This is a genomic window from Paenibacillus sp. H1-7 (assembly GCF_022354825.1).
GTDB lineage: Bacteria > Bacillota > Bacilli > Paenibacillales > NBRC-103111 > Paenibacillus_S.
Genome location: NZ_CP031168.1, coordinates 7,565,421 through 7,591,646 on the forward strand (window position 1 = coordinate 7,565,421; position 26,226 = coordinate 7,591,646).

At 50.7% G+C, this 26,226-nt stretch carries 21 protein-coding genes; 8 read left to right on the forward strand and 13 right to left on the reverse strand.

Annotated elements, in window-relative coordinates; all coding sequences use genetic code 11:
• Position 1 precedes the first annotated feature (1 nt).
• Together DVH26_RS33335 and DVH26_RS33340 are read right to left on the reverse strand one after the other, a co-directional pair.
• Positions 2 to 1,915, reverse strand: coding sequence for a putative bifunctional diguanylate cyclase/phosphodiesterase (locus tag DVH26_RS33335; protein WP_239629922.1), 1,914 nt, complete (start codon positions 1,913 to 1,915; stop codon positions 2 to 4).
• 150 nt (positions 1,916 to 2,065) lie between these two features.
• Positions 2,066 to 3,112, reverse strand: coding sequence for a hypothetical protein (locus tag DVH26_RS33340; protein WP_239629923.1), 1,047 nt, complete (start codon positions 3,110 to 3,112; stop codon positions 2,066 to 2,068).
• A 200-nt stretch (positions 3,113 to 3,312) separates the two neighbouring features.
• On the opposite strand from DVH26_RS33340, the gene DVH26_RS33345 reads away from it, so the two are divergent.
• The gene (locus DVH26_RS33345; protein WP_239629924.1) at positions 3,313 to 4,536 is read left to right on the forward strand and encodes an MFS transporter; all 1,224 of its coding nucleotides are present in this window, start codon (positions 3,313 to 3,315) and stop codon (positions 4,534 to 4,536) included.
• Positions 4,537 to 4,635: 99 nt separating this feature from the next.
• Here DVH26_RS33345 and DVH26_RS33350 read toward each other — a convergent pair whose 3' ends face one another.
• From DVH26_RS33350 to DVH26_RS33360, 3 genes are all read right to left on the reverse strand, one after another.
• Positions 4,636 to 5,535 (reverse strand): metallophosphoesterase family protein, encoded by a 900-nt coding sequence (locus tag DVH26_RS33350; protein ID WP_239629925.1) that lies wholly within the window; start codon positions 5,533 to 5,535, stop codon positions 4,636 to 4,638.
• A 138-nt stretch (positions 5,536 to 5,673) separates the two neighbouring features.
• The gene (locus DVH26_RS33355; RefSeq protein ID WP_239629926.1) at positions 5,674 to 6,870 is read right to left on the reverse strand and encodes an MFS transporter; all 1,197 of its coding nucleotides are present in this window, start codon (positions 6,868 to 6,870) and stop codon (positions 5,674 to 5,676) included.
• 26 nt (positions 6,871 to 6,896) lie between these two features.
• The gene (locus DVH26_RS33360) at positions 6,897 to 7,334 is read right to left on the reverse strand and encodes a MerR family transcriptional regulator (protein WP_239629927.1); all 438 of its coding nucleotides are present in this window, start codon (positions 7,332 to 7,334) and stop codon (positions 6,897 to 6,899) included.
• Between the two features lie 261 nt (positions 7,335 to 7,595).
• Between DVH26_RS33360 and DVH26_RS33365 the strand changes: the two genes are divergently transcribed.
• Together DVH26_RS33365 and DVH26_RS33370 are read left to right on the forward strand one after the other, a co-directional pair.
• Positions 7,596 to 8,693 carry a DUF4062 domain-containing protein gene (locus DVH26_RS33365; protein WP_239635573.1) on the forward strand — a complete coding sequence of 366 codons (1,098 nt, stop codon included), beginning with the start codon at positions 7,596 to 7,598 and terminating at the stop codon, positions 8,691 to 8,693.
• Positions 8,690 to 8,875, forward strand: a complete 186-nt coding sequence (locus DVH26_RS33370) for a hypothetical protein (RefSeq protein WP_239629928.1) — start codon at positions 8,690 to 8,692, stop codon at positions 8,873 to 8,875. The genes DVH26_RS33365 and DVH26_RS33370 overlap by 4 nt, the downstream gene beginning before the upstream one ends.
• 140 nt (positions 8,876 to 9,015) lie before the next feature.
• Here the strand turns inward: DVH26_RS33370 and DVH26_RS33375 are convergent, their stop codons facing one another.
• Together DVH26_RS33375 and DVH26_RS33380 are read right to left on the reverse strand one after the other, a co-directional pair.
• A complete protein-coding gene (locus DVH26_RS33375) occupies positions 9,016 to 9,756 on the reverse strand; it encodes a class I SAM-dependent methyltransferase (protein ID WP_239629929.1) in 741 nt (246 codons plus the stop codon).
• Positions 9,757 to 9,971: 215 nt separating this feature from the next.
• Positions 9,972 to 13,766 (reverse strand): S-layer homology domain-containing protein, encoded by a 3,795-nt coding sequence (locus DVH26_RS33380; RefSeq protein ID WP_239629930.1) that lies wholly within the window; start codon positions 13,764 to 13,766, stop codon positions 9,972 to 9,974.
• Between the two features lie 389 nt (positions 13,767 to 14,155).
• On the opposite strand from DVH26_RS33380, the gene DVH26_RS33385 reads away from it, so the two are divergent.
• Positions 14,156 to 14,743, forward strand: a complete 588-nt coding sequence (locus DVH26_RS33385) for an MSMEG_1061 family FMN-dependent PPOX-type flavoprotein (RefSeq protein WP_239629931.1) — start codon at positions 14,156 to 14,158, stop codon at positions 14,741 to 14,743.
• A gap of 529 nt (positions 14,744 to 15,272) precedes the next feature.
• On the opposite strand, the gene DVH26_RS33390 is transcribed toward DVH26_RS33385, so the two are convergent.
• Positions 15,273 to 16,154 (reverse strand): arylamine N-acetyltransferase family protein, encoded by an 882-nt coding sequence (locus DVH26_RS33390; protein WP_239635574.1) that lies wholly within the window; start codon positions 16,152 to 16,154, stop codon positions 15,273 to 15,275.
• A gap of 150 nt (positions 16,155 to 16,304) precedes the next feature.
• Positions 16,305 to 16,478, reverse strand: coding sequence for a hypothetical protein (locus DVH26_RS33395; RefSeq protein ID WP_239629932.1), 174 nt, complete (start codon positions 16,476 to 16,478; stop codon positions 16,305 to 16,307).
• A 216-nt stretch (positions 16,479 to 16,694) separates the two neighbouring features.
• On the opposite strand from DVH26_RS33395, the gene cls reads away from it, so the two are divergent.
• Positions 16,695 to 18,143: a cardiolipin synthase gene (gene cls, locus DVH26_RS33400; RefSeq protein WP_239635575.1), complete on the forward strand. Its 1,449-nt coding sequence runs from the start codon at positions 16,695 to 16,697 to the stop codon at positions 18,141 to 18,143.
• Between the two features lie 113 nt (positions 18,144 to 18,256).
• Here the strand turns inward: cls and DVH26_RS33405 are convergent, their stop codons facing one another.
• Positions 18,257 to 18,745: a hypothetical protein gene (locus DVH26_RS33405; protein ID WP_239629933.1), complete on the reverse strand. Its 489-nt coding sequence runs from the start codon at positions 18,743 to 18,745 to the stop codon at positions 18,257 to 18,259.
• Positions 18,746 to 19,180: 435 nt separating this feature from the next.
• Here DVH26_RS33405 and thiM point away from each other — a divergent pair, with 435 nt between their 5' ends.
• Positions 19,181 to 19,993 (forward strand): hydroxyethylthiazole kinase, encoded by an 813-nt coding sequence (gene thiM, locus DVH26_RS33410; RefSeq protein ID WP_239629934.1) that lies wholly within the window; start codon positions 19,181 to 19,183, stop codon positions 19,991 to 19,993.
• Positions 19,994 to 20,257: 264 nt separating this feature from the next.
• Here thiM and rpmG read toward each other — a convergent pair whose 3' ends face one another.
• Positions 20,258 to 20,407 (reverse strand): 50S ribosomal protein L33, encoded by a 150-nt coding sequence (gene rpmG / locus DVH26_RS33415; protein ID WP_239629935.1) that lies wholly within the window; start codon positions 20,405 to 20,407, stop codon positions 20,258 to 20,260.
• Between the two features lie 333 nt (positions 20,408 to 20,740).
• Between rpmG and DVH26_RS33420 the strand changes: the two genes are divergently transcribed.
• Positions 20,741 to 21,796, forward strand: a complete 1,056-nt coding sequence (locus tag DVH26_RS33420) for a hypothetical protein (RefSeq protein WP_239629936.1) — start codon at positions 20,741 to 20,743, stop codon at positions 21,794 to 21,796.
• A 216-nt stretch (positions 21,797 to 22,012) separates the two neighbouring features.
• On the opposite strand, the gene DVH26_RS33425 is transcribed toward DVH26_RS33420, so the two are convergent.
• Both DVH26_RS33425 and DVH26_RS33430 read right to left on the reverse strand, forming a co-directional pair.
• The gene (locus tag DVH26_RS33425) at positions 22,013 to 23,221 is read right to left on the reverse strand and encodes an MFS transporter (protein ID WP_239629937.1); all 1,209 of its coding nucleotides are present in this window, start codon (positions 23,219 to 23,221) and stop codon (positions 22,013 to 22,015) included.
• A 286-nt stretch (positions 23,222 to 23,507) separates the two neighbouring features.
• A complete protein-coding gene (locus tag DVH26_RS33430) occupies positions 23,508 to 24,371 on the reverse strand; it encodes an SDR family oxidoreductase (RefSeq protein WP_239635576.1) in 864 nt (287 codons plus the stop codon).
• A 219-nt stretch (positions 24,372 to 24,590) separates the two neighbouring features.
• On the opposite strand from DVH26_RS33430, the gene pepT reads away from it, so the two are divergent.
• Complete coding sequence (gene pepT / locus DVH26_RS33435) at positions 24,591 to 25,823, forward strand: peptidase T (protein ID WP_239629938.1); 1,233 nt, start codon at positions 24,591 to 24,593, stop codon at positions 25,821 to 25,823.
• The last annotated feature ends 403 nt before the right edge of the window (positions 25,824 to 26,226 follow it).

Sequence of the window (26,226 nt, forward strand, 5' to 3'; positions counted from 1 at the left end):
CCTACCTTAAAGGAACGAAGAAGGCTGATTCGACCTCATCGGCAGATAACGGACGGCTGAAGTAATATCCTTGAATTTCACGGCAATCGTTCGCCGTCAGGATGTCGAGCTGATCCTTCGTCTCGATGCCCTCGGCGATGACATCCATTTTCAAATGCTGAGCCATCGCAATAATCGTCGCTACAATAGCCTTGTCGTTATCGTTGACGGTGATGTCGGTAATGAACGACCGGTCGATTTTGAGCTTGTCGATCGGCAGCATTTTCAAGTAGCTGAGCGAGCTGTAGCCTGTCCCGAAATCGTCCAGACTGATGCGGATTCCCAGCTCATTGAGCTTATTTAAAATAACGGTGGAAACCGAGGCGTCCATCATCATGCTCTCTGTAATCTCCAGCTCGAGATATTGCGGCTCCAGCCCGGTTTCCTCCAAAATGCTCTTAATGTAATCTACCAGATTCGATTGATGGAACTGATGCGACGACAAATTGACGGATACCGGGATCAGCGGCCCCCCTTGAAGGTGCCATTCCCTCATTTGTCTGCAAGCCTCCCGCAGCACCCAGGTTCCGATCTCCGTAATCATGCCCGTCTCCTCCGCAATCGGAATAAACATGCCCGGCGATAGTACCCCCTTGGTCGGATGATTCCATCTTACCAAGGCTTCCACGCCAACCATCCGGCTGTCGCCGGTACGGATTTGAGGCTGGTAGTACAGCATCAGCTCGTTTTTCGCAATCGCCTTCCGCAGGTAGCCTTCCAGCTCAATCTTCTCCATCAGCTGCACGTCGAGCTCGTTCGTGTAAAACTGATATCCGTTTTTTCCGCCTTTCTTCACTTCGTACATGGCGGTATCGGCATTTTTGAGCAGCTGCACCGCGTCCAAGCCGTGATCGGGATAGATGGCGATTCCAATGCTGGCCGTTACATAGAAATCGTTATCCTTCAAATGATAGGGCTGCCCGATAGCCGAAATAATGCTGCGTGCCAAACGGGATACTTTATCCTCGACGAAATCGCCGCTGCAAATGAGCGTGAACTCGTCCCCGCCCATCCGGGCCAGCATCACCCGATCGTCGTCGATACTATCACGTATTCTCGTGCTCATTTCTTTAAGAAAAATATCGCCGTATGTATGTCCCAGGGAGTCGTTGATCATCTTGAACCGGTCGATGTCGAGCATCATCACGGCAAATTCCGTTTGACTGTCGCGGTTCCCCTCAATAAGGTGAGACAGTACCTGATTGAACATCCTCCGGTTCGGCAGCCCCGTCAATTCGTCATGATCGGCCTGATGCTGAATTTTGCTCTCGTAAGCTTCCAATACAAGCTGCTGCTCGAAGCTTAACAGCTTCGTAACGGCTTGGCCCAAATTTATCGTATCTATCCGCTCATCAAGCTCTCGAATGATATCGAGCAGCGTATTTTGCAAATTTTGAAACGCTCCCATATACCACTTGGGAGACAAGCCGATACGCTGATGAGCCGCCGCAATCCGAAGCCTTTTTTCAATAAATGTTGGATTGATCCGACAGTTGAACATTTCGATCAAATGGTTCGATAACGTCTGGCGCAGCCGTTCCACGGTGCTGTGCTGAATGATGATTTGCTCCAAGGAATCGACTCGCCCGACGGAGTCGTAAAAGGATGCCGTAACCCGCTCGATTTGCGATGAAATGACCGGACCGAATGATGCGATCAGCTTAAGATCTTCTTCCGTCAAGCCGATCATATGCATTTGCGCCAATACCTCGGTATGGTCGTCCAGCTGGATCCATGGCTCGTTCAAGGCTTCGGAATCCAGAGCTGCAGGCTCGATGGTCTCAGGAGCTGCGGCCTTGCCGCTCAATCCTTCTCTTCCTCCAAGTGCAGTCAGGGCGTGATAGGGGCACTGGCTCGACTGACTTCGATGATTCATGATGTCTTCCCTCCTTTGTACTGGGAGAAACGGAATAGTAATTAGAGCCTACTTTTTCCTGCGAAATCGTAGTCTACCTCAAAAATACCTCAAATTGGCAATAAATGAAATAGATTTTCTTCAATAACACACGCTTGACACAATTAAAAGCTACTTTGGCCTGTTCCACAGTCTTCGAAGTCTGAAATAGACGGCAAGCACCGCGAGTCCCATGAACAAATCTACTGCTCCTACAAAAATAAAATTGAAGGGATACCCCCCGATTTTGCGTATATAGAACACGGTAAATCCTATAATTGCCGCAGCACCGGACGCATAGATCCATCTGCTTCTCCAATACGAGGAAGCCGCAGCCACGATGAGAAGCATAGCGAGTGAAGCAAGCAAAATATAGCTGTTATGAGCCGTCTGCATATTGGTTGGATACAAAAGTCCGCTCGTACTCGTGAAGGAAAAGTACCATTCCGTATCGGGCAGTCCATCCAGTCTCGCCTGATAGGTCGTTGTATCCTTCCGCACAAGCGGCACATTCGAGCTCACCTTGTATCGTGAATCGCGAAAACGCACTTCCAGCTCCGCTTCAGGTGCCCCCTTCCAGAACGCTGCCGGGGACAAATAATACAGATGGGAATAAACGGGATTGATGACCCCTTTATCATACAAACCGCCTTCATCTCTATATCGCATCGTAACGGATCGGGTTTCGCCAGGCTCGAAGGCCAGCGTAAAACGGGTCCCTGCCGTACGAGCCTCGCTCCAACCGTACCGGGACAGATTCAGCAGCTCTCCGCTGACCGGCTCCGTAACATCCGTTCTGCGCTTTGGCTGCCAATTGACCGGTGCTGCTTCAGGCACCGAATCGCTCTTAAGCGCCCCTTCCTCCGAGCTGACTTGCACTGGTTGCGGCGAAGGGGTGACGAACAGGATGCTGACGCTTCGCTTCTCGGGGCTGTCATTTCTTAACCGGTAGTGGATGGACACGTCAGCGCTTTTCCCATAGGAACCATCCGCCGCTTCGTCGCCGATGGTAAATATGACTTTTTCATAGACCAGGCTTATTTGCGATGCGGTGTCGAATTGTAACGGACCGTTGCCGTCTGCCGGATAGTAGAGCGGTCCTCCATTGGCTGATGCGGGGATCGGCGGGAGCAGGAGCAGCAGTGCTGCAAGCAGCATGATTCCTTTTAACAGCGGCAAGAGAGGGCCCCCTTCTAACGTTTTTTCTATACTTTACCATATTCGTACCGCCATGCAGCGGATAAATTTTTTGAGGATTTCATTGCAACAGATTGCGTATTCATTAGAACATTTTATCATCCTAAAAAAACGTTCTATCAGGAGCCCAAATGTATTAATGGTATGATAGAAGGCAAACGAAGAAAAGGGAGTGCTTCTTGTTGGATAATTCCTGGAAACGCAATCTTTTCGTATTGTGGTTAGGAACTTTCCTCGTCAGTATGGCCTATTCGGTTTCCATTCCGTTTATGTCTATTTTCCTGCAGGACGATCTCGGGGTTCAAAGCCATCTGGAGCTGTGGACGGGCGTCGTCTTTGCCATCACGTTTTTGGCTGCGGCTTTGATAGCTCCGTTCTGGGGCTCCATGGCCGACAAATACGGCCGTAAGCCGATGATGCTGCGAGCCGCTATCTGTTTATCTATCGCGTATTTCCTATATTACGTCGTGCAAAATCCGTATGAGCTGCTGCTCGTCAGGGTGATGGAGGGATTGCTGGCAGGGTATATTCCGTCGGCCATTGCTCTGGTAGCAACCAATACACCGGAAAAACATGTCGGGTATGCGCTCGGCGTTATTTCCACGTCCAGCGCTACCGCCTCGATTCTTGGTCCATTGCTGGGCGGTGTCGTCAGTCATTTAGTCGGTCCGCGCGATACGTTCCTGCTTGCGGGCATCATGGTGCTCATCGCTTTTGTTATCGCGCTCGCGTGGGTGAAGGAGCCTTCCTTCGTCAAAACGGATAAGAAACGTTCGTCGGTCCTTAACGACCTTAAGGAAGCGGCGTCGAACCGGACGCTCATGTCCGCTCTGTTCATCGTTTTCATAACATCCACGTCGATCATGCTATTGGAGCCGCTGTTAACCATCTATGTATTGAAGCTCGGTGCGAGCCAATCGGATGCATCGCTTCATGCGGGTATTATTTTCTCGGCGGTAGGAATCTCCACCTTGATCGCCGCGCCCCGATGGGGCAAAATGGGCGGCAAGCTCGGCTACGAGAAGGTGCTGTTCATCGGGCTCATCGGCGGGGGAATCGGGAATTTGCTGCAAATCCTGTTCCACGATCTGGTCGGATTCGGTACGCTGCGGTTTGTGTACGGGCTCTTCTTCGCAGCGGTGTTCCCGGCGCTTAACGCGTTCATCGCCACCCATACGGAGCCTGGCTTCCGCAGCCGCGCGTTCAGCCTGAACCAATCGGCCAATCAGATGGGCTTACTGCTAGGGCCGCTCATCGGCGGGTTTCTCGCTACGCAGCTGTCGATCCCCGTGGTCTTCGTCATCAATGGCTGTATGCTGCTGCTGGTCGCCGTCATGCTGAAGCTGCCGAAATTTTCGTTCCAGCCGAGCGCGTCCACTTTGAAGGAGACGTCCAAGACGGGATAAGGATGCGAAGCTGAGGCTTGTGGAAGCTCCAAGAGCTTCAAGTTATCCGGCAGCTTGTCACATTCAATCTCCGATACAACGATAAAGAGATCATGGAGCCTACTCTGTGCGAGTACGGTCTCTATGATCTCTTTGTTTTAGCCGTTCCATGAAAATAGGGAAGGCGAAATGTTTATCGAGCTGCGCAAGCCAGTCGTCTTGGACAACTTGCAGTTCTTTCGTTGCCGTGTCCAGCACCGCCATACTGCCTGGCTGCACTCCTCTGCGCTCTCCATCGTCCCGAAGGTCGACCAGCACGTCCAAACCCAAATAGGTCGTTCGCCCGCAGGCTTTGGGCCCGATCACATGATGATAATGTCCGGCAATGAGATAGTTCGGCTCGATGGTTTCGATGAGCTTGGAGAGCAGCGCCGATCCTTGCGTTTGTCCGTGAAAGCTCCTCCCTATTCCATAAGGGGCGTCATGCGTGATCAGAATATCAATGTCACTCGGTTTGCATTGGAGCAACCGCTCATAAGCCGCGGGATCGATAGATTTTCGTTTCGGCTTCGGCGTCTCGATGCCGCCAAGAAAAGCGATTCGAGTACCGTCATAGTTCAACACCGTACCGTCCTTAACGTAATGGAACAAATCAAACGAGTCTACAGGCACCGTTCCTTGATCTATGTCACAGCTTTGGCTGTCGAGCCAGTCGAAATCCTCATGGTTACCGCGGATAAATAAAATCGGGCCAACGTGATGGCGCCGCAAATAACGGAGATCGTCCGCGAGCTTTCCGTCCGCCTCTGCCTTAACTAACCGGCTAAAATCCAGTTCAGCAGCGTCCAGCTCTACATACTTCTCATTCAAAAGCGATTCCGTTGGCTCGGGATAAGCTCCCAAATCCCCTACCTGAATGACCAGGTCAAGCTTTCGTCCGCTGCGCCGCTGCCAGGTCTCGATCAAAGCCAGCGTATGGAACACCCTGCCGTGAATATCGCCGATAAAAGCGATGAGCATTTGTTGTCACCTCCTTTCTTCAATAGAAGATAGTATACAATATTTCCCTTAATTTAGAGACTGAAAATTCCTTTTATATAAAAAAACGCCCAGCCTGTTTATCCAGACTGAGCGCTCGTGCACCGGACTCTTCCATCATCAATGAGCCGATCCGGCACGGTCAATATGCTGCAAATGCTTGCGGTTCAGCAGTACGAACAATACCGACACCAGGACAAAGGCGCCGCCGACAAGAAAAGGAACATGCGGATTGAACCATTCCGCCAGCTTGCCGGCGAACCATGGAGCAATGGCCCCGCCCAAAAACCGCAGGAAGCTGTACGCGGCCGATGCGGTCGAGCGTTCTACCGGGGCCGCCTGCATGACGGCAGTCGTAATCAGCGTATTGTTGTTGCCGAGGAAGGCTCCGGCGATAATAACCGAAATGATGATAACGGCTTTGCTCGACGTCCAGATGCCCATCGCGAACAGCGTCAAAGCGAACAACGTGAGCATGGCGCACATCGAGGCGATGGTGCCAAACCGCTTTTCCAGCTTCGGTGCTACGAATACGGAAGTAATAGCGAGCAGCAGCCCCCAGCCGAGAAAGACATAACCTAGACCGCGTTCATTCAAATGCATAACGAACGGCGAATAAGCGAGCAGCGTAAAAAATCCGAAATTGTATAAAAGTGCGGTTATCCCAAGTGTGGAGAGGCCGCGGAATTTCAATGCCCGAAACGGATCAAGCAGGGAAGTTTTGGCCTTGGTGACCTGCTGCGTTTTGGGCATCATGATGGATAACGAGATAAAAGCGATAATCATCAATACGCTCACGCCGTAGAACGGACCGCGCCAAGAGATCGATCCGAGCTCCCCGCCGAGCAGCGGTCCTACGGAAATGCCCAGCCCGATAGCCGCTTCGTACAAAATAATGGCTTGCGCCGTTCCTGCTGTCGATAAGGATACGATCGCCGACAGCGCCGTAGCGACAAAGAGCGCATTGCCGAGTCCCCAGCCTCCGCGCAGCTCGACCAGCGACCAGATGCTGTTGGACGCGCCGCCGAGCGCGGCGAATACGGCAATGATCAAGATGCCGCACAGAAGCGTCCCTTTAATACCGAGCCGGGACGATACGACGCCGGTAATCAGCATCGCAATCGCCATCACGAGGTTGTAGCTCGTGAACAAGAGCGTAACCTCGCTGTGCGACGCATTCATTTTCTCCGCAATGGCGGGCAAAATAGGATCGACCAGACCGATCCCCATAAAAGCGATAATACAAGCAAAACCGACGGCCCATACAGCTTTTGGCTGGCTTAACAAGCTTGATTTCTCTGTTGATGCCGACTGCATTACAACTCCATCTCCTTTATTTTATTCTAGTTCCCTTGTCCATTCATCCTGTCAATGGCAGCCTGGACTCGCTCATGGAACTGTTGAATCTCGTCTCGCATCTGAATCATTTTCTCCAGCTTCTCATTCAGAATCTCCAGCTGGTTTCGCACTACAGGCTCCAGCTCGAGCAGCTTCTGCTTCTTGTCCGCTTCTTCGGACAATTGCCGATACCCGTGCCTGTGACTTTCGAGCTCCTCGGTGATCGTCACATAACGCTGCAGCTCCTGCAACGAAAAGCCCAGCACATCGCGGGCGTTAATCAGCCGCTTCAGCCGGTCTATATGCTCCTGCGTATATAAACGAATGCCGCCCTCGCTTCGTTCAGGTGGGGACAATAGCCCAAGCTCCTCATAATAACGCAGCGTCCGCTTGGTGAGCCCGACCTCCTTGGCTACATCGTCGATTTTGAATTTTTCCGTCATCCGTGGTTTCCCTCCTTTTGCCTCTACTATCATACTCCTTAGTTAACGTTAACGTCAACGGTAACTTTATTGTTTGCTCGGAAGCCGCTTTTATACAATGGAGGAGGCTATTTTCAAAAAAATAGGACCCTCCCCAGCAAAAATTCCTATTCTATTCGTCGCCGATTTGCGCTACAATATACCAAATAAAGGGAGGGGGGAGTCGCGCTGGCGAAAGCATCTATATTTATAAGCTCCGTCGGGCAGGACGATCTGCGTCCTATCCGTAATGCCGTCTTCGAAGAGCTGTCTGCGATGGGACATGCCCCCCTCATGTACGAACGGAACTTCGGACCATGGGACTCCCACCGGGATTCCGTCGTCCGATGCCTGGAGAAGGTAGAGCAGTCCGACATCTTCCTGCTGTTTATTAAGGATAAGGGCGGAACCTTTTACCCCGATTACGACCGGACGATCACTCATCTGGAATACATGCAGGCCGCCCGCCTGAACAAAACGATTCTCGTCTTCGTCGAAACGAGCGTGAAAAATGCTTTTTTCGGAACGGTCAAGCCGATCCTCGAGGACATCACAAACCGGCATGTGGAGCGGACCGGCGGGTATCCGAAAGCGGCGGACGTGACGGCTGCCTTGAAAGGACATCATCAGATTCCCCCGTATGTGGATCCGTACGTATGGTTCCTGATTGACGATTTGGTCAAAAAAGGCGTCTACTTCGAAGACTTGTCGCTCGGCGTCGCCATCAATTGGAGAGATTACTTCAGTGATCTGCTGCGCCGCGGGGTTCTGCTTCTGCCTTTGGAAATGACCTTTGAAGCCTATATAAAGCAAATTCAAATTTATGAGGAGTTTCAGCTGTTCATCGACCTAAGCATCTCCGTGTTCCAACAGCTGCCTATCCAGAATACGGCTTCGCTGTTCCGCATATTTATGAATCATCTGAAGGGCGGCGTGATCAGGCACCGATATGGCAACCTGTTCTCGGAGGACATCGGCACCTTCGCGGATTGCTCGGCCATCACCGTCTACGGGCGCAGCGACGACAAGATGACCCTTGCCTTCCAGCTCGGGGCGACGACGAGCGAGCCCCATTTCCTGATCGATGACGATCAGTCCTACGTGTCGATAACGGCGAAGCGCGACAGCCAGGAGCAGCTTTTTTTCAAAGAAGGAAAGAAAACGCTGTACTTGACGGTCAAGTGCCGGGACCGTGTGATGACCTGTCACTTCCGCGCCGATTCCAGCTGGGATTCCAAGAAGTTTGTCACTTTTCGGGATGATATTTTGTATGCTATAATGAATCAAAATCCTATGATTTTTGAATTCGCCCGTAAATTGATTGGAGGGATGCAGCTATGACAACCGTATATGTATCCAAGAACGGAGAAGTTACCGTCGCCGTAGGCGAGCAGCCCAAAGACGCTCTTCTGTTCGTATCCCCTTTGAAGAGCTTTCAGGATTTGCTGAAAGAGCAAAAGGAAGAAAGCGCGAAGGCGCTGGAGCTGATACGCAGCCGGTTTGCCGCGGCCAAACGAGGATAGATTCCGAGTGGGTCTTTTATGATATTCATTATTCATGATACTGATCTTTCATGTTATTGATCTTTTAGGAGATTACACAAAACCCGGCTTATCGAAGCCGGGTTCTTTATTTTGCTCATCGCATAGTTCGAGATTGCACTTTACGCCAAATTCTTGTCCGCCGAGATAATAAGAAACATCGGTCTCCGGTTTTCATCGGCCATGCCGGGCACGTTCTTCACCATCTCTTCGGTAGGTCTCGGCTCTTTGACGGCTCTAATGGCAAATCCGGCACCGATCAGATCATTCATATAGGTCGAGATCGTGCGATGGTATTTCACCACATTATCCGTCAAAAAAGAGGTCTTCCGCAATCCTTCGTCTTGATAACCGTCAACCGGCCAGTACAGACGATTCCCCTGGTCATCGATAGCCCAATCCTGCTGCTCCCTGGAAGTAAAGATCGGGTGCTCGACAGAGAACACGAACGATCCTCCAGGCCGCAAACAAGCATATACCTTTCTGCAGATGGCATCGAACGATTCGATATAGTGGAAAGCCAGCGAGCTGATAGCCACATCGAACGAAGAATCTGCAAAGTCGATGTCTTCAATCGGCATTTGAATATAGGAAATCATCGGATCCTCGGTCGCTTCGCGGGCTTTTTGCAGCATATTCCCGGATATGTCTACGCCTATAACGGAACTCGCCTGCTGCTCGCGGGCATACCGGCAGTGCCATCCGAACCCGCAGCCCAAATCCAGCACCCTTTTATCGCGCAGCTCCGGCAATAGCGCTTTTAATACATGCCACTCCCCTGCAGCTTCGAGTCCCTGGACAGACCGCGGCATTTGTTCGTAAGCCGAAAAGAACTTCGGATCGTCGTATTTGTTTTGTTTCATGTTTAACATCTCCTATTATTGTAAGATAGCCTCCCAAAATCTGCACCGCATTCCATTTCGGGAGGCACGCTATCTTCTTCTCACCATTGTTTTCACCTCGTACACAGGAGTCTTCCACCTGCTTTATGATAACATAGGATACTGCTAAAAAAACAAAGAAGCCTCCTATTCGCATCCAAGGTTCAGCGGTTAGGAGACTTATTCCTTCGTTCTGATTATTTCAAGCTATCTAATAATGTCTTGATCTGCGCATTTAAATTGAGCGCATTCAGGATGATTGTCAACGATTCCGCTCTGGTGGAAGGTGCTTCCGGATCGAATCGGTTCTCCCCTTTGCCCGTAACAATACCTGCTTTGGCTGCATCGCGGATGGAACCGGCTGCAAAAGTAGCGTCAATGTCGGAAAACGCTCCGGCGGCTTGATCTTTTTTCAAGGCATCCATATTGACGATCCGGCTAATGATAGCGACCATCTCCGCACGGGTGATCGTATTGTCCGGACGGAACTCTTCGCCGTAGCCATTTACGATCCCGGCATTGGCAAGCTTCTCGATAACCTCTTTAGCCCAATGGTTACCGATATCGTTCAGTACAACCGATTGCTTCTGCTCGCTGCTGATAGGGAACACTCTGGCGATAATGGCTGCGAATTCGGCACGTGTAATATTCCCGTTCGGTTTAAAAGTACCGTCTGCGTATCCTTCGATCAAATTCAATCGAATGAATGTAGCGATCGTTTGTTGTGCCCAGTGCTGCTGCGTGTCGGCAAAAGAAGTTGGAGCTCCCGAGTTTTGCGCCGCTTCGATTCTGGACTGAATATTTTTCACTACATTACCGTCGGCCTGTACCGCCTTGTTATTGAAAACATCCGATTGCGCCGCAGGATTCTGGGTGTCCGACGGCTTGTTCGTGTCAGACGGTTTGTTCGTGTCCACAGGCTTCTCCGTTTCGACAGGAGTCGTCGGAGCGGAAGAAGCTGTGTCACGGTCTCTCCGTCCAGGTACATAAATCGAAACGGTTTGTGACACACCATCGATAGTAATCGTAATATCGGCGGTACCATAGCCTGTCGCTTTAATTAAGCCTGACGGGCTTACGGTAGCGATATTCTCGTCAGAGCTTCCATAGTGGGCCGTTGCTGTTACATCAGCGGTTGTTCCATTGCTGTACGCTGCCGTAACGGCAAGCTGTTTGATTTCACCGTAGTAGACTGTCGCTCTGGTTGTATTAACCGAAAGCGAGGATACACTCACAGGCTGAGGCTTTGAAGTTACCGCAACCACAATGGATACGCTATGTCCTTCCAGCGTTCCCGTGATAGTAGCGGAACCGGCTGAATGAGCTGTAATGACACCATTGCTGGAGACGGAAGCAACGGCTTCATTGTCCGAAACCCAATTTAGCAGATGGGTTACGACAGCGCTGGCATGATTGGAGTAAGTAGCCGTTACTACCGTAGCTGCGGTTCCGCCAACCTCTAGGGAAGTCGCGATCGGGCTTACAGAAAGCCCTGTAATCGTCACAGGCACAGATACATCAGCTGTTGTAATTCGTACCGTGACACCAGAGGATTCTGCATTCCAATCGTCCAGGACAATAATCTTATAGGTATACTCCGTGCTAGGAGTCAGCCCCGTAAACGTGTAGGTGGAAGCCGTCACCGTTCCCGTTGCAACGCCTTTTCCGTCTACAATTTTGATACCGTTCATAGCGATGGACGGATTAGTCCAATTCAATGTAATGCTGGTAGGTGTAGTCGAGTAGGCAACACTCCCTACGTTGGGTACTACCGGCACGAATGCGAGTGTTTGGACCGTGATGGTTTTCACAGCTTGACTGCCGCCTGCCTTGTTGATTTGTACCGTCACATCACCGCTTACTGGTATTCGTGAATAAGTAATGGTTCCGTTATTCGCCACACCAGGATGGGCGGATACCAGCGTCAGCGTAACTCCCGTATCTGCCATGCCCGGCAATCCGTTCAGATAGGTTAGCAGATTCGTATGCGTTCCTTCCGCAGCCGTTAACGTTGACGGGATTAGCGCCTTGGCCGCGCTGATCGACGCATTGGCCAGTTCCTCCTGTGTAGGAGTATGTGCTGGTACGGTGATCGGAATGATTTTTGTTTCCGTTACGCCCGGTGCTTTGCTGATCTGTACAGTGACATTTCCAGATACGGCTGTGTCTGTATAGTGGATTGTCCCATCAGAGTCTATGTTAGCATTGGAAGACAGCAGCGTCAGGGTAACTCCCGTATCTCCCATTCCCGGCAATCCGTTCAGATAGGTCAACAAATTCGTGTAAGTTCCCTCGGTAACCGTAACGCTTGAAGGCACAATCGCCTTGGCCGCACTGATCGACGCATTCGCCAACTCTTCCGGCGTAGGAGTATGTGCTGGTACGGTTACCGAAATCACTTTTGTGCTCGTAGTGCCCGGTGCTTTACTGATCTGCACGGTGACATTTCCGGTTACGGCTGTGTCTGTATAATGGATCGTCCCGTCGGAGTCTACATTAGCATTGGAAGACTGCAGCGTCAGCGTAACTCCCGTATCTCCCATTCCTGGCAATCCGTTCAGATAGGTTAGCAGATTCGTATGCGTTCCTTCCGCAGCCGTAAACGTTGCAGGGATCAGTGCCTTGGCCGCACTGATCGACGCATTCGCCAACTCTTCCGGCTTAGGAGTATGTGCTGGTACGGTTACCGAAATCATTTTTGTGCTCATAGTGCCCGGTGCTTTACTAATCTGTACGGTGACACTTCCCGTTACGGCTGTGTCTGTATAACTAATTGTCCCGTCGGAGTCTACGTTAGCATTAGAAGACTGCAGCGTCAGGGTAACTCCCGTATCTCCCATTCCCGGCAATCCGTTCAGATAGGTTAGCAGATTCGTATGCGTTCCTTCCGCAGCCGTAAACGTTGACGGGATTAGCGCCTTGGCTGCACTGATCGACGCATTTGCCAGCTCCTCCTGCGAAGGAGTATGTGCTGGTATGGTTACCGAAATGATCTTTGAATCCGTAACGCCGGACTTGCTGATTTGCACGGTGACATTTCCGGTTACAGCTGTTCCTGTATAACTAATTGTCCCGTTAGTGCTTACGTTAGCATTGGAAGACTGCAGCGTCAGCGTAACTCCCGTATCTCCCATTCCTGGCAATCCGTTCAGGTAGCTTAGCAGACTCGTATGAGTTCCTTCCACAGCTGTAAACATTGTTGGGATCAGCGCTTTGGCGGCGCCAATGGCAGCACCGGCAAATTCATGCTTAAAAACTTTGCCAGATGATAAGCTCGAAATATAGTGAGTTCCATCCGGAAGGAAAACGATTCCGTTTCCGTTAACGGTTTCAAGCTGCTGATATTTCGTTGGATCCTGGGCCGTTTTCCCTGTCAAATCGGCCTGACTGATCCTGTTGGCCTTGTACGAGTCATCGATAAAATAAAGATCGCCGTTCAGACTGAATCCAATACCATATATTGATCTCACTAAGCCAGTAATGATGGGTTCCGGAACGGATTGGCCTTGAGCCAGCTTGTAAATGCCTTTCGTTAAATAATCAGTCATATACAGATTGTCATTCGAATCGAAGGTTAATCCGTATATATAGTTAAGGTTACCTGTAAAAAAAGGCTGGCTTTTGCTTGCAATAGTCGCATCATTTAGGGGCAAACTCGTCAACGATGCCGCCGGAATCTTAAAGACCGTTTTATTACTATCCTTAGTATAGAACAAATCGCCGTGACTGTTCATAGCAACAGCCATAGGGGAGCTGCCTACACTCATTTCCAAAACGCTACTTACTTGACCCGTCGTTGTTGAAATACGTGAAATTCTTTCCGGACCTCGCTGGGCCACATAAATGTACCCGTCGTGATAGGCCATCGATCTCGGATCGGTAATAGTTACGGAATCGGGAAGACCTGTGCTCGCGCCCGCAAATGCCGCAGGGAACATGCTGAATACTAAGGAAAAGATCATGAAAATAATCAGTGACTTCTTGCCTTGCATAAGTAGGACAACCTCCGTTTAGTAAATTTGTAAAATATCGTTGAAAAGTATGTAGAAAGATATATTTCGATAGCCCTCTCGGGACAAGCAAAGCCTAAACCAAGACCACAGACCTAACGATGACAAAATTCAACAATAATTTACACTTTATACTAGCCTATTAGCTCTAAACAAATAATAAACATTTGGGTTGTAAGACAAATGGTACGGTCTAAAAAAGTAAAAAGCAGCCCTGCTGCGGTGACTCACCGCATTAGGACTACTTTGATTTAGTCTTTTCTCGATAGGGGGTTCTTAGCCATACTATTACCCATATGATAATATTAGATTTGGTAACCATCGGCTTCTCTCTGCTATTTTAAGACTTTACATAGAAAGAAGGTTTATAAATGAAGGGGATTTATGAGGATCAAGTTACGTCTGTCGAAGCACTGCGCCAGTTGATCGGCGTTCCGAATGAGGCGGTTGTTAAAAAATCAATTGCGCAAATGGATGACCATATCCGGAATTATTTGAACAAATCCCCCTTGTTCTTCCTCTCTACCGCAAACGCTGAAGGCCACTGCGACGTCTCGCCTCGGGGAGACGCTCCGGGATCGGTTCACGTGCTTGACGATCACAGGCTGATTTATGCAGAGCGTCCGGGCAACAAGCGGATTGACTCCTTGCTGAATATCCTCTCCAACCCGCAGGTGGGCATGTTGTTTATCATTCCAGGGCAAGAACAAGTGCTTCGAATCAACGGCAAGGCATGGATTACGCAAAATCAAGAGCTGCTTAAGCCGCTACAGTGGAACGGTACCGTCCCTAAGCTCGGCGTCATCGTAGAGGTTCAGGAGGCCTTCGTCCATTGCCCGAGAGCGTTGAAGCAAGCCGGCATTTGGGATAAAGAAACATGGCTTCCGGAGAATGAGCTGCCGTCTATTCAAGAGATGTTTCAAGCTCATCTTAAAATCAACGGCATGACGTTGAAGTAGTAGTCCATATGCAAGCTCGCGGTCAAATTGAAAAAGGACACCGCCTTAATTCAAGCGGTGTCCTTGGGTTTGTTGAGGAACAAAAGGAAATTAAATTTTGATTTGCATACGAACCTCCAGCCCGATGCATAGATCGGACATGAGATCCGTTATTTCCTGAAATGAAGCTGCTTTTCGAATGCGATCGGACCGTGAGTCCGCTATTTGCTCTTTTTACCGGGAAAAAGGGTGTATTTTTGCGAAATAAAGGATCTGTTGTCCGATCACCTTCAAAATCGAACCATTTTTGGTAAAATAACGGATCTGCGGTCCGTTCCAGCTTGGGAAATGGTCTCCAGCGAACGAGTTCTGTAGCGAATTGGATTCTGCTACGAAACGGAACAAAGGTACAGTTTCATACCGACGCTGGCTGCCTTTTCGGAGCATAGTGCTCATTTGCAGCTTTCAAGCGCCAATTTCCAGATAACAATCGAGACCTGTTTGGCTAAACCAGTTTTTTACCAACCTGAGGCTGCCAATTGGCAGCCCTTTATGGTTTGGCCTCCGCTTGCTTGAAGGCTTTCCACTCGATATGCGCTGCCTCTACCCTTTTCCACAGGTCGTCACGTTCCAGACTGCTGTAATTCACCAGATGCTCCCCGAAGACATCCCCCAATACGTCAAACCATTGCGATTTGTTCTCCAGCTCGACCTTTGTCACTCCGTCGTTCCCGATCCTGTTCCATATGCATCCCCGAAGCTCGTTTCTGGCATCCGCATCTCTTTGCCTTAGCAGAAAGATGTTCATCCATGGCGATTCCGGCGAGCGGCTGTAAAAGTCATGCTTCGGCAAAAATTCCTCCAAACCTCCCAATACGGCAGCATCAAAATCTACGCCTGTAAAAGAAGCCCGAGGATCATGCTCCAACCGCCAGCCATCCTTCACTACACTAGACCCCGTCACCTTATAGTGCAGAGGCCCCTGCTCATATAAGCCGTGGCGCAGCGGCATAGGCTCGTAGGGCATATCCCCCAGACCGACATCGACAATCCACCGTTCCTCTTCACCCCGATCATTCATGAGGTTCACGCTCAGACCCAAATGGAACGAATTGATACGAGGCTCAGTTCCCGTTGGCTGCACGCCGGCCCGGTGCAAATTCACCCGGTAGCCCAAGGAATGAAGCAGGGCGCTGAATGCTCCATTCAGGTGGAAGCAGTACCCGCTTCGGTTATGGAGAATAAGCTGGACAGAAGGCTCGAACCCCATGGGTGCCGGATTACGGGCAAAAATATCTACGGTTTGCCACGAAAGAGTCTTCACATGCGCTTGGTGCAGCGCAAACAAATAGTCCTTGGTAGGCGGCTCTATCTCTGCAATACCGATTCTATGCAAGTAAGCCTTTATTTCTTCTCTCGTCATTACATACATGGGAGTCACCTCTACTTCTGAATCGCTCATCACCGTCATTTTCCTGCGGCTGCGTAGTCCCATTGTATAAGGAGAGGCCGTGCTCCAGCAATCTATAGTTGGCAGAACTGTACCGGTACAGTTTAGCTCATTCTTAACTCATTGCCCCGGCTACAATCGCCTGTTCCTTTTTTCGTCCAAATAAATATCCAATGCTTCGATTCCCCGGAGCGCGAGTTTAATGAACAAATAAAGGCAATACATGCCAAGCAGCAGGAATAACCCCCAAAAAATGAACATAACCGTAGGAAACAGTCCCAACAACGAAAATTCATTAGCAGCCATTTTCGCCACCTCCTTTCAATACATATTTTACCATCTGGTCCGCAGGGTTACATCCTTCTGCATTCCCCACTTAAAAAAGCGCCGCAGAACTCGCATCCTTCCAAGCCGCGCAGCCACCAGTTACGGAATTTTTAACCTTTTCAAGGTGGATAATGATTCCAGAAGGGGTTATGCTTAAGAAAGACGAGTCGGAAAGCCGGCAGGAGGTGACGTTCGCTGTTCGAATTTCAAAACATTTATAATTTGCTCACGCTGCTCAATTATCTTTTTGCTTTGGCCATCATTTTTTTGGAGCGGCGCAATGTGGCGGCCACATGGGCATGGCTGATGGTTCTCCTCTTTTTGCCCGGAATCGGCTTTATCCTTTACTTGCTTATCGGCAAAACGTTGAACGGCCGCCGGATCAAGGCGATGAAGGATGAGACCCGGGAGGAGTTCAATTCGGTTTCGCGCCAGCAGACGGAGCAAATTGAGCTCGGCGTGATGCACTATGTCGATCCGGCCATGGAAGCTTACCACGATATGATGCATATGAACCTGATGAGCGGCCGCTATTCCGTTCTGACCCAGGATAATCAGGTCGAAATTTTCACGGATGGAAGAAGCAAGTTCAACTCGCTATTCGCGGCCATTCGGGAAGCGAAGCATTACATTCATCTGCAGTACTACATTGTACGTGCGGACGCCTTGGGCCAGGAGCTGATCCACCTGCTGACGCAAAAAGCACAGGAGGGCGTCGAGGTCAGACTGCTGTATGACGATGTCGGAAGCTATGGTTTGCACAAACCGCTGCTGCAGCCTCTGATCGATGCGGGCGGCATGGCGGCAGCTTTTTTCCCGTCAAGGATCCGTTATTTGAACCTGAGGCTGAACTACCGCAACCATCGCAAAGTAGCCATTATCGACGGCAAATGGGGATTTATCGGCGGCTTCAATGTCGGAGATGAATACTTGGGATTGGATCCCAGGCTCGGTTCGTGGAGGGATACGCATTTGAAGCTGGAGGGCAGCGCCGTCAAAGTGCTGCAGGTGCATTTTATAATGGATTGGAACCGAACCTATGCGCCTGCTATCCGCTACGAGACTCAATATTTTCCCGTCGATGTGCACCCGCAAGGCGTCGGTATGCAGATCGTATCGAGCGGCCCCCACTCCGGCCGGCAGCAGATCAAGAACGCCTACATCAAAATGATCCATTCCGCCAAACGCAGCGTCTGTATCCAATCCCCCTATTTCGTGCCTGACGAGAGCTTGCTGAATGCGCTGAAAATGGCCGCTTTATCCGGCGTCGACGTCAAAGTAATGATTCCGGACCGCCCGGACCACTTCTTCGTCTTCTGGGCTTCGCGCTCATACTTGGGAGAGCTGCTGGAGAACGGGGTGCGCTGTTATTTGTATGAAGACGGCTTTCTCCATGCCAAGACGCTTGTGATCGACGGCAAGGTCGCCTCGGTCGGCACGGCCAATATCGATATCCGCAGCTTCAAGCTGAATTTTGAAATTAACGCTTTTATCTACGATACAACGACGGCGGGCAAGCTGGAGGAGCTGTTCGCGGCCGATCTGCTCCATTCCCGCGAGCTGACACTGGATTCGTACAGAAAGAGATCGTATATAAGCCAAATGAAGGAATCGGTCGCCCGGCTGCTCTCGCCCCTGCTGTAACCAACGGAATTCGGCAAGCTAAAGCCGGGATATACTTGAGCTGTGCTGCTGAACGACCTAAATAATCTTACTTTTGCAAAATGCCGATTGAACATAAAAAAAGCAGCCGGCGCCTAAGCGCCGCTGCGGGTGAATCCTTCTTCCTGAAGATACTCTTCAGCTTCTTCATACGTTTCAAAGGCCGACTCCAAATTCTGCCTGTCATACAAATACCACAGCTCGTCTTCGTAAAAAAGACGCAGGATGTGGCCGTCCGGACCGGTCCACAGCTCCTCGGCGCCCTCAGCGGGCGAAGGTGCGGACGGCTTCGAAGCCCCGGCCGCATCCGGCGAGAGCGAGCGGATAGATTCGGCCAGCAAGCGGCGAAGCTCCTCCTCGGTGAAGTCACGAATGTTAACGAGCCCTTTCTCGTCGGTCGGATAGCCTCGCAGATGGCCGGCATAGACGAAGCCGTTGCCGTTCTTGTGCAGATGGTAGACGACATTTTTCCGGTCGAAGCCGCTGTCCTCATATTGAAAGTTGACCCGTCCCAAGGAGACGTCCTTGCGCTGCAGCTCCGGGAACGATTCGATAATTTCCAGCTTTTGTTCAAAAGTAAGCATGCTCTTTCCTCCGGTGCCCCTGTATTGAGGGATGTTTTGTAGATTATAGCACAGGATCGTACGAAGACCAATAAAGCCACCGTTTCTCTTAGCGGGGGGTAAAAATTCGGAGCAGCAGCGGCTGGAGCTTCGTTGTTGAGAGGGAAAAATGAAGGATTTGATACGAAATAAATCTATTTCTATTTTGATAGGTTCATTATTAGTCTTGTTAAGCTTTCTGGCCATTAACAATTTCTACTTTCAAACTACTAAAGAACATTGCGCCCAAGAGGGCCTTCACGACAAACCGTTTGATCTAGAAATAGGACTTTAACCAAGCAAAAATAAACGGATCTGAAGAAGATTCGCCGTATTTACGGTTTGGCGAGCGGCTTCGATTGGTTTATTATTAGCACATACCCAGTTTATTGGACAATGAAGGATGGATGACAAGCGATGGAAAATCAACATATCGCCGCTTTATGGCGGCGGGTTAAGGAAACGAAGCCGTTGGTCCATAACATTACCAACGTGGTAGTGACCAATTTCACAGCCAACGGGCTGCTCGCGCTGGGAGCTTCGCCGGTGATGGCCTATGCGAAGGAAGAGGTCGCCGATATGGCCGCTATCGCCGGAGCCCTGGTATTGAACATCGGGACGCTGAACGCCGTGGAAGTCGAAGCGATGATCCTCGCCGGCCAATCGGCTAACCAGCATGGCGTCCCGGTTATTTTTGACCCGGTCGGCGCCGGAGCGACCGCGTACCGGACCGAAACGTCGCAGCGCCTATTGCGCGAAGTGAAGGTCTCCGTGCTGCGGGGCAACGCAGCGGAAATCGCCAATGTGGTCGGCGAGAGCCGGACCATCAAGGGCGTCGATGCCGGCGGCGACGGCGGCGACACGGTTGCTCTCGCGCAGCGCGCGGCGCAGCAGCTCGGCTGCATCGCCGTCGTCACCGGCGAGGAAGACGTGGCGACTGACGGCGCCACGACCTACGTGGTGGCCGGAGGCCACCCGATCTTGACGCGCGTGACCGGCACGGGCTGCCTGCTCACGAGCGTGATCGGCGCGTTCGCCGCCGCAGCCGCAGGTTCCTCGCGCCCGCTGCTGGAGGGCGCGGTTGCCGCGCTGGCCGGCTACAGCGTCGCCGCCGAGCGGGCCGCAGGCGAGCGCCCGGCACCGGGCAGCTTCGCCGTGCGCTTCCTCGACGAGCTCGCGGAGCTGAGCAGCGAGGCGATCGAGCGCGCCGCCCGGGTGCGGCGCGTATAACCGCCAGCCGCATACGCTGGCGTGAACATGAAAGGGCTTGGCCGCAGGAATGCGGCCAAGCCTTTTTGCGTTCAAGCGAAGACAGCCTGCCAAGGATCACAGAGGACTGCTTCCTTGTATGTGAGGCTTTCGCTTGAGGTCCCGATTCCCCTGCGTCCCGGCGGATGCTCCGGAAGCTGCGATTCCAGCAGTCGTCTGGATGCAGTGTGCTTCGTTGAGCGCATTTCTTGAGCAAAGACGGACTTGGCAGCCGCCTACAATGAATTATCTCGTTTCACGATGAAGCGTGTATTTCTTAAGGCGCGGGCAATATTTCATTAGCTCCATACGGCTCGGATGCGTCTTTTTTTTTTTCGTCGTTGTATAGTTGCGGTCGCCCGTTTCCGTGCAAGCCAGCGTTACGATTACGCGCATGCAATTCCCCCCTTTCGAATAGTAGAGCCGGGTACATCGCCCAGACCGTCCGCCTCTCTTCCTCCACCTTTTGTTAATGGAGAAAAAAATGACAAGACCCACTATATAGTAACTATTACGATTTGTAAATAGTAATAATTACTCTTTTGTGTAACCGCTTAATCTGTAGATGGTCATGTTATCGCAGCATAAATCTAGACTAAAGTCTGGATATAAGTCTGGACCCGAGGACATTACCACAAAATCCCTGCGCCTATACAATGTAGAAGTAAGCTTAATCGACCGCTTCTGATAGAGAAAAGCGATAAATAAAGAGATAGGTGGAGAGAAACTATGAAAAGAAACAGAAAATGGGTGGCTATGGTATTGACGGCTGCTTTCGTATTTGGAGGAGCAATGGCTGCGGCTCCCAAAGCTTTTGCGGATGACGATGAGGAAAGCTACGTAAGCAAGGTTAAAGCTTCATTAAATAAGTCACAGTTCACGGCCGATTGGCAGAAGCAGCTGATTAACAATACGTCTATTGTTGCGGATAAAGATTACAGCGAGATCAGAGACATTTTGGATGATAACGGGACCCTGATTCAAGCTTCCGGTCTGAGCGGGGCTGCTTTGTTCGATGGTCTCCGCGACAAATTGGATCAAGAGATAGCATCGGCATCGCAAGCTTATCTCATTGACGACCAACAGCTGTCGGTGCTCCGATCCGATTTATACTCCTTGACCCAGTCGGCAATTAATACACCAGGGTTCAAGCCTCAAACCGCTTCGAAAAACAGCTTTCATTTCAAGGCAATCTTAAAAGAACAGCTCGCCGGCCTGTCCTCTGCGGCGTCCAGCTTCTCAAGCGAGGATTCTCTCGACGTGAAAGATAGATTACTAGCGGGAGAAACCATCGTAGAAGCAACCCGAATGGACGCCTCGCTGCTGCTGAACAACTTGCTGACTTCGATCAACGGACAAATTCAAGCCGCACAGAACTCCGGCGCTATTACAAGTGAAGATGCAGACCAATACCGTAATGAGGCCAAAAATGCCTTTTCCGCCGCTATTACGGCACCAGGCGGAGTAAAACCGGAAGACAAAGCCGCAGCCTCTAAAGCTCAGTTTGACGCTCTTATTCAAGGAAAGCTGGAGTCTATCGCCAGCACAGCGTACCTTGTATCCGGTCTTGAGGATGAAGGCAACGATTTCCTGAGCGATTATAACAATGGCAGCAGCCTGGTACGCTTGACGGGGCTTTCCGCCGATGAGCTAGCCCAACGCATCGCCAAAGTTTGGGAGCAAGACACCGATGCCTGGTCCGCATCCGCCGGTCTGACCGACGAGGAAAAAGAAGAACTGGAGCAGCAGGTGCTGAATCAAATCAGAGCGGCGCTAAATCAATAATGCTTTTAACATAATGAGAAAAACGTCTATCGACGTCCTTTCACAGAGGAGCGACCGCGTTAAGAGGTTGTTTTTATCGCCAAATAGAATTTTTACATCCGATGACCTCGGAATCTTTATAAATTCTATTGTGGTAAAATAACGGGCATTGCCCTTAAGACATAAAAAGGCCACCGGTACCAGCCGGCGGCCTTTTTTGATATTTTGCAATTCGTTTTACTTTATGCCAATCCGGGAAAATTTGGAGTAAATGAACACACCAATGAATAAAATAACAATCCCCGACCATAGAAACCACATTTGCACCCCGTACTTATCGGCAACAGGTCCCGCCAGTGAGAGTCCGATCGGCGAGGAAAGCATCGTAATGCTCGTTACGAACGAAATTACGCGCCCCAAGGTTTCAGGCTCATAAGCTCTCTGGATCATCGCCATATAAGGCCCGTTAAACAGCGGCGCTGCCGCACCCATGATCAACGACATAATAACGAATATTATAAAAGCTTCGCTGGGAATCACACCGCTGGCGATACTGGTCGCGCCTATCAATACCAGACTCCAGCTCATATAAGTAGTGTCCTTGAATTTCGAGGCCAAGACGGACAATGCGGCTCCTCCAAGAATCATACCTATACCGAATACGGCTTCCACAACACTTGCACTATACCCCCCGCGGCCAAAATGCGACAGTGTCATAAGAGGGAACAGCATGGCTAACGGCATAAACACAATGCCGAAAATAGCCGTTGCAATGGTAATAATAACTATCGGCTTCACGGTGACGAAGGTCTCCCAGCCCAGCTTAAACTCCGAAAAAAACGAGGACTTTCGGATGGTCTCCGCTTTCGGTTGATGAATGGCGACCAGCATCAGCATGCCATTGGCGAGCAAAGCTCCGGCCACATCCAAAAACAGTACCGTTCCAAGGGATGTCGCTGAGTAGACGGCGATCCCTAGCGCCGGTCCGATGACATTGGAGCAGGAAAAGACCATCTGGTGCCATCCGGCCACTCGCGTCAATTGGTCTTCAGGCGCAATAAGCGGAATAGCCGCTTGGAATGCCGGTGCATGAAATGCAGAAGCTGCAGAGCGTACCATCAGGATCAAATAAACAAATCCTAAGCTTGGTTCCCCAAAGTAAAAATAAACGCCGAGAATGAAGCTGAATAGCGCAATGGTGCTGTCCGCTATGATCATCGTCTTTTTACGGTTCCATCGATCCAGCCAGACTCCAATGAACGGTCCAAGTAATGCTTGAGGCAAAAAGGCGAAAAGTCCGGCAAGCATCAGCACTTCAGCCGAGTTCGCCGTTTCCGTCAAATGCCATATAATAGAAAACTGGACCATCGATGAGGTCAAAATTGAAAAAATTTGCCCGCTAAATATTATCGCAAATGTTTTTTTCCATTGATTTTGATTGTGCATGATAAAAGTCTCCTTTTGAAGCGTCCTTCGGGACGCATGTTATGTGCCGCTGCTTATGAACAGCACAAAAAACCCAATCCTTCGTTTTGGTAATTAAAAAAGGCACATTATAAATAAACCCGCGACCCCTTTTCCAAAAAAAGGGTTGAGTCGATTCGCATGCGCCAAATTACCATAAACGGATAGAGTGAGTCAAAAGGAGCACCTCCCACGTTGTTCGTTTACATAGTATCAAACTTAACTTAGGAGGTGCAATAGAAACCCTTTATTTTACTCTCCTCGTCTGTTACCCGTTGATCACATTGCCGCCATTCATATGCAAAAATTGCCCTGACATATAGGAGGAATCTTCGGAAGCCAAGAAAACATACGCCGGCCCAAGCTCTTCAGGCTGTCCCGGACGCTTCATCGGGGTATCCGCACCGAACTTGCTCACCTTGTCCGCTTCAAAGGTAGACGGAATAAGCGGGGTCCATATAGGTCCGGGCGCCACACCGTTGACTCGTATCCCCTTATCCGCAAGATTGAGGGACAGCGAACGCGTGAAAGCGACAATGGCTCCTTTCGTCGAAGAATAATCCAGCAGCATCGGATTTCCTTTATAGGCCGTAACGGAAGCGGTATTAATAATCGCCGACCCTTCACTCAAATAGGGCAGTGCAGCCTTGGTCATATAAAAGTAAGAAAAAATATTCGTTCGGAACGTCTGCTCCAGCTGCTCCTGCGTAATATCTTCAATACTTGGCTGCGGGTGCTGCTCCGCCGCGTTGTTAACCAGAATGTCAAGCCGGCCGAGCTTGTCTATGGTTTGCTTCACCACGTCCCGGCAAAAGGCTTCTTCGCCGATATCGCCGGCTATCGGCAGACAGCGGCGGCCTTCCCGCTCGATGAGCTCCCGCGTTGTCTCGGCGTCCTTGTCCTCGTTGAGGTAAACGATAGCGACATCGGCACCTTCGGCAGCAAAACAAATCGCAGCGGCTTTGCCGATTCCGCTGTCTCCGCCGGTAATAATGGCTGTCTTACCCGCCAGCTTCCCGCTTCCTTTATATTTATAATCAACCGATTGCGGCCTCGGTACCATCTCTGTTTCCACTCCCGGCTGCCGGTCCTGATGCTGAGGGGGCATCGTTTGCTTCCTCACTTTTGCCATAGTCATGTTCCAACACTCCTTCGATTAGAATTAAACCATCCAGTGGCGAAGCCATGGTCTACTAGCTCAACCTCCTTCCTTGCTATTACTTAGCCTATCTTTCCTGAATCGAATCAATAGACCGTGTTAATGACTGACAGACTTCTTTTTAAGAAACAATGATATTTTTGTCCAGGCTCGAAATTGCTTTATAATGGAAGCAAAGGAGATGAGAATGCAATGAAACAACAACTCATTCAACGTTTATCCGCCTATGTCCAAGTCGATACGCAGTCTAACATGGACAGCGAAACATGCCCTTCTACACCGGGCCAGCTGACGCTTGCAGGTATGCTTGTGGAGGAGCTGAAGAGCATCGGGATGGAGGAAGTGACGATGGATGCCAACGGCTATGTGATGGCGACCCTCCCTTCCAACACGGACAAAGAGGTGCCTACGATCGGGTTTATGGCCCATCTGGATACGGCGACGGATTTTACAGGAAAAGGAGTCAAGCCTCAAGTCGTTGACCCCTACGACGGCGGGGACATTGTCTTGAATCCAGAGCAGCAAATCGTGCTTTCTCCGAAGGACTTTCCGGCACTGGCCAACTATGTCGGGCACACTCTGGTGACCACTGACGGAACCACTCTGCTCGGCGCCGACAACAAGGCGGGGATTGCCGAGATTATGACCGCGATGGATACGCTCCTGCGGCATCCGGAGATCAAGCACGGCCGAGTGCGCGTAGCCTTCACCCCTGATGAAGAGATCGGCAGAGGGCCGCATCGTTTCGACGTGGCTGCTTTTGATGCCTCCTACGCTTATACGGTGGACGGAGGGCCTCTGGGCGAGCTCCAATACGAAAGCTTCAATGCGGCGCGGGCACTGGTTACGTGCAAGGGCAAAATCGTCCATCCCGGTACCGCCAAAGGCAAAATGGTGAACTCGGCCAAAATTGCCATGGACTTCAACGGGAAGTTGCCTGCGCAAGAAGCGCCGGAGCATACCGAAGGGTACGAAGGCTTTTTCCATCTCATCTCGATGCAGGGGGATGTGGAAGAGACGAAGCTGCATTACTTGATCAGAGACTTCGACAAGACGTCGTTCCACAACCGAAAACTACTGATGCAGCATATAGCGACGCAGCTTGAAGCCCAATACGGCGAAGGGCGCGTCACGGTCGAAATCCACGACCAATATTTCAACATGCGCGAGAAAATCGAGCCGGTTCGCTACATCGTGGATATTGCTCATGAAGCGATGACCAGCCTGGGCATCGAGCCTGTCGTACAACCGATCCGCGGCGGAACGGACGGGTCGCAGCTGTCGTACATGGGGCTGCCTACCCCGAATGTTTTTACGGGCGGCGAGAACTATCACGGCCGGTATGAATTCGTCTCCGCAGACAATATGGTGAAAGCAACGAACGTAGTGATCGAGATTATCAAGCGGTTCGAGCAGCGCGCTTAAGGCTTAGGCTTGTCCGCCGGTTTTCATGAGAAAAACGTCTATCGACGTCCTTTCACAGAGGAGCGACCGCGTTAAGAGGTTGTTTTTATCGCCAAATAGAGTTTTTACATCCGATGACCTCGGAATCTTATAAATTCTATTGTGGTAATAAAAAACCCGCGCTCCAAAACGGATTGGAGTGCGGGCTATTTGAAGTTACAGGAAGCCTGGGAATATGATGAATAAAAGAATAAAAAGCACCAATACGATACCGGCTGCCATGCCGCCCACACCTAGTCCGCTCATCGGGAATTCTCCCTTCAATGTAAGTTGTATAGAGGATCTAACCCCGAATACAGATTATGCACTCGAGCTCTGAATGGATTGGACGGATGTCCTTGTGCATCATTCCCTATTTCGATCC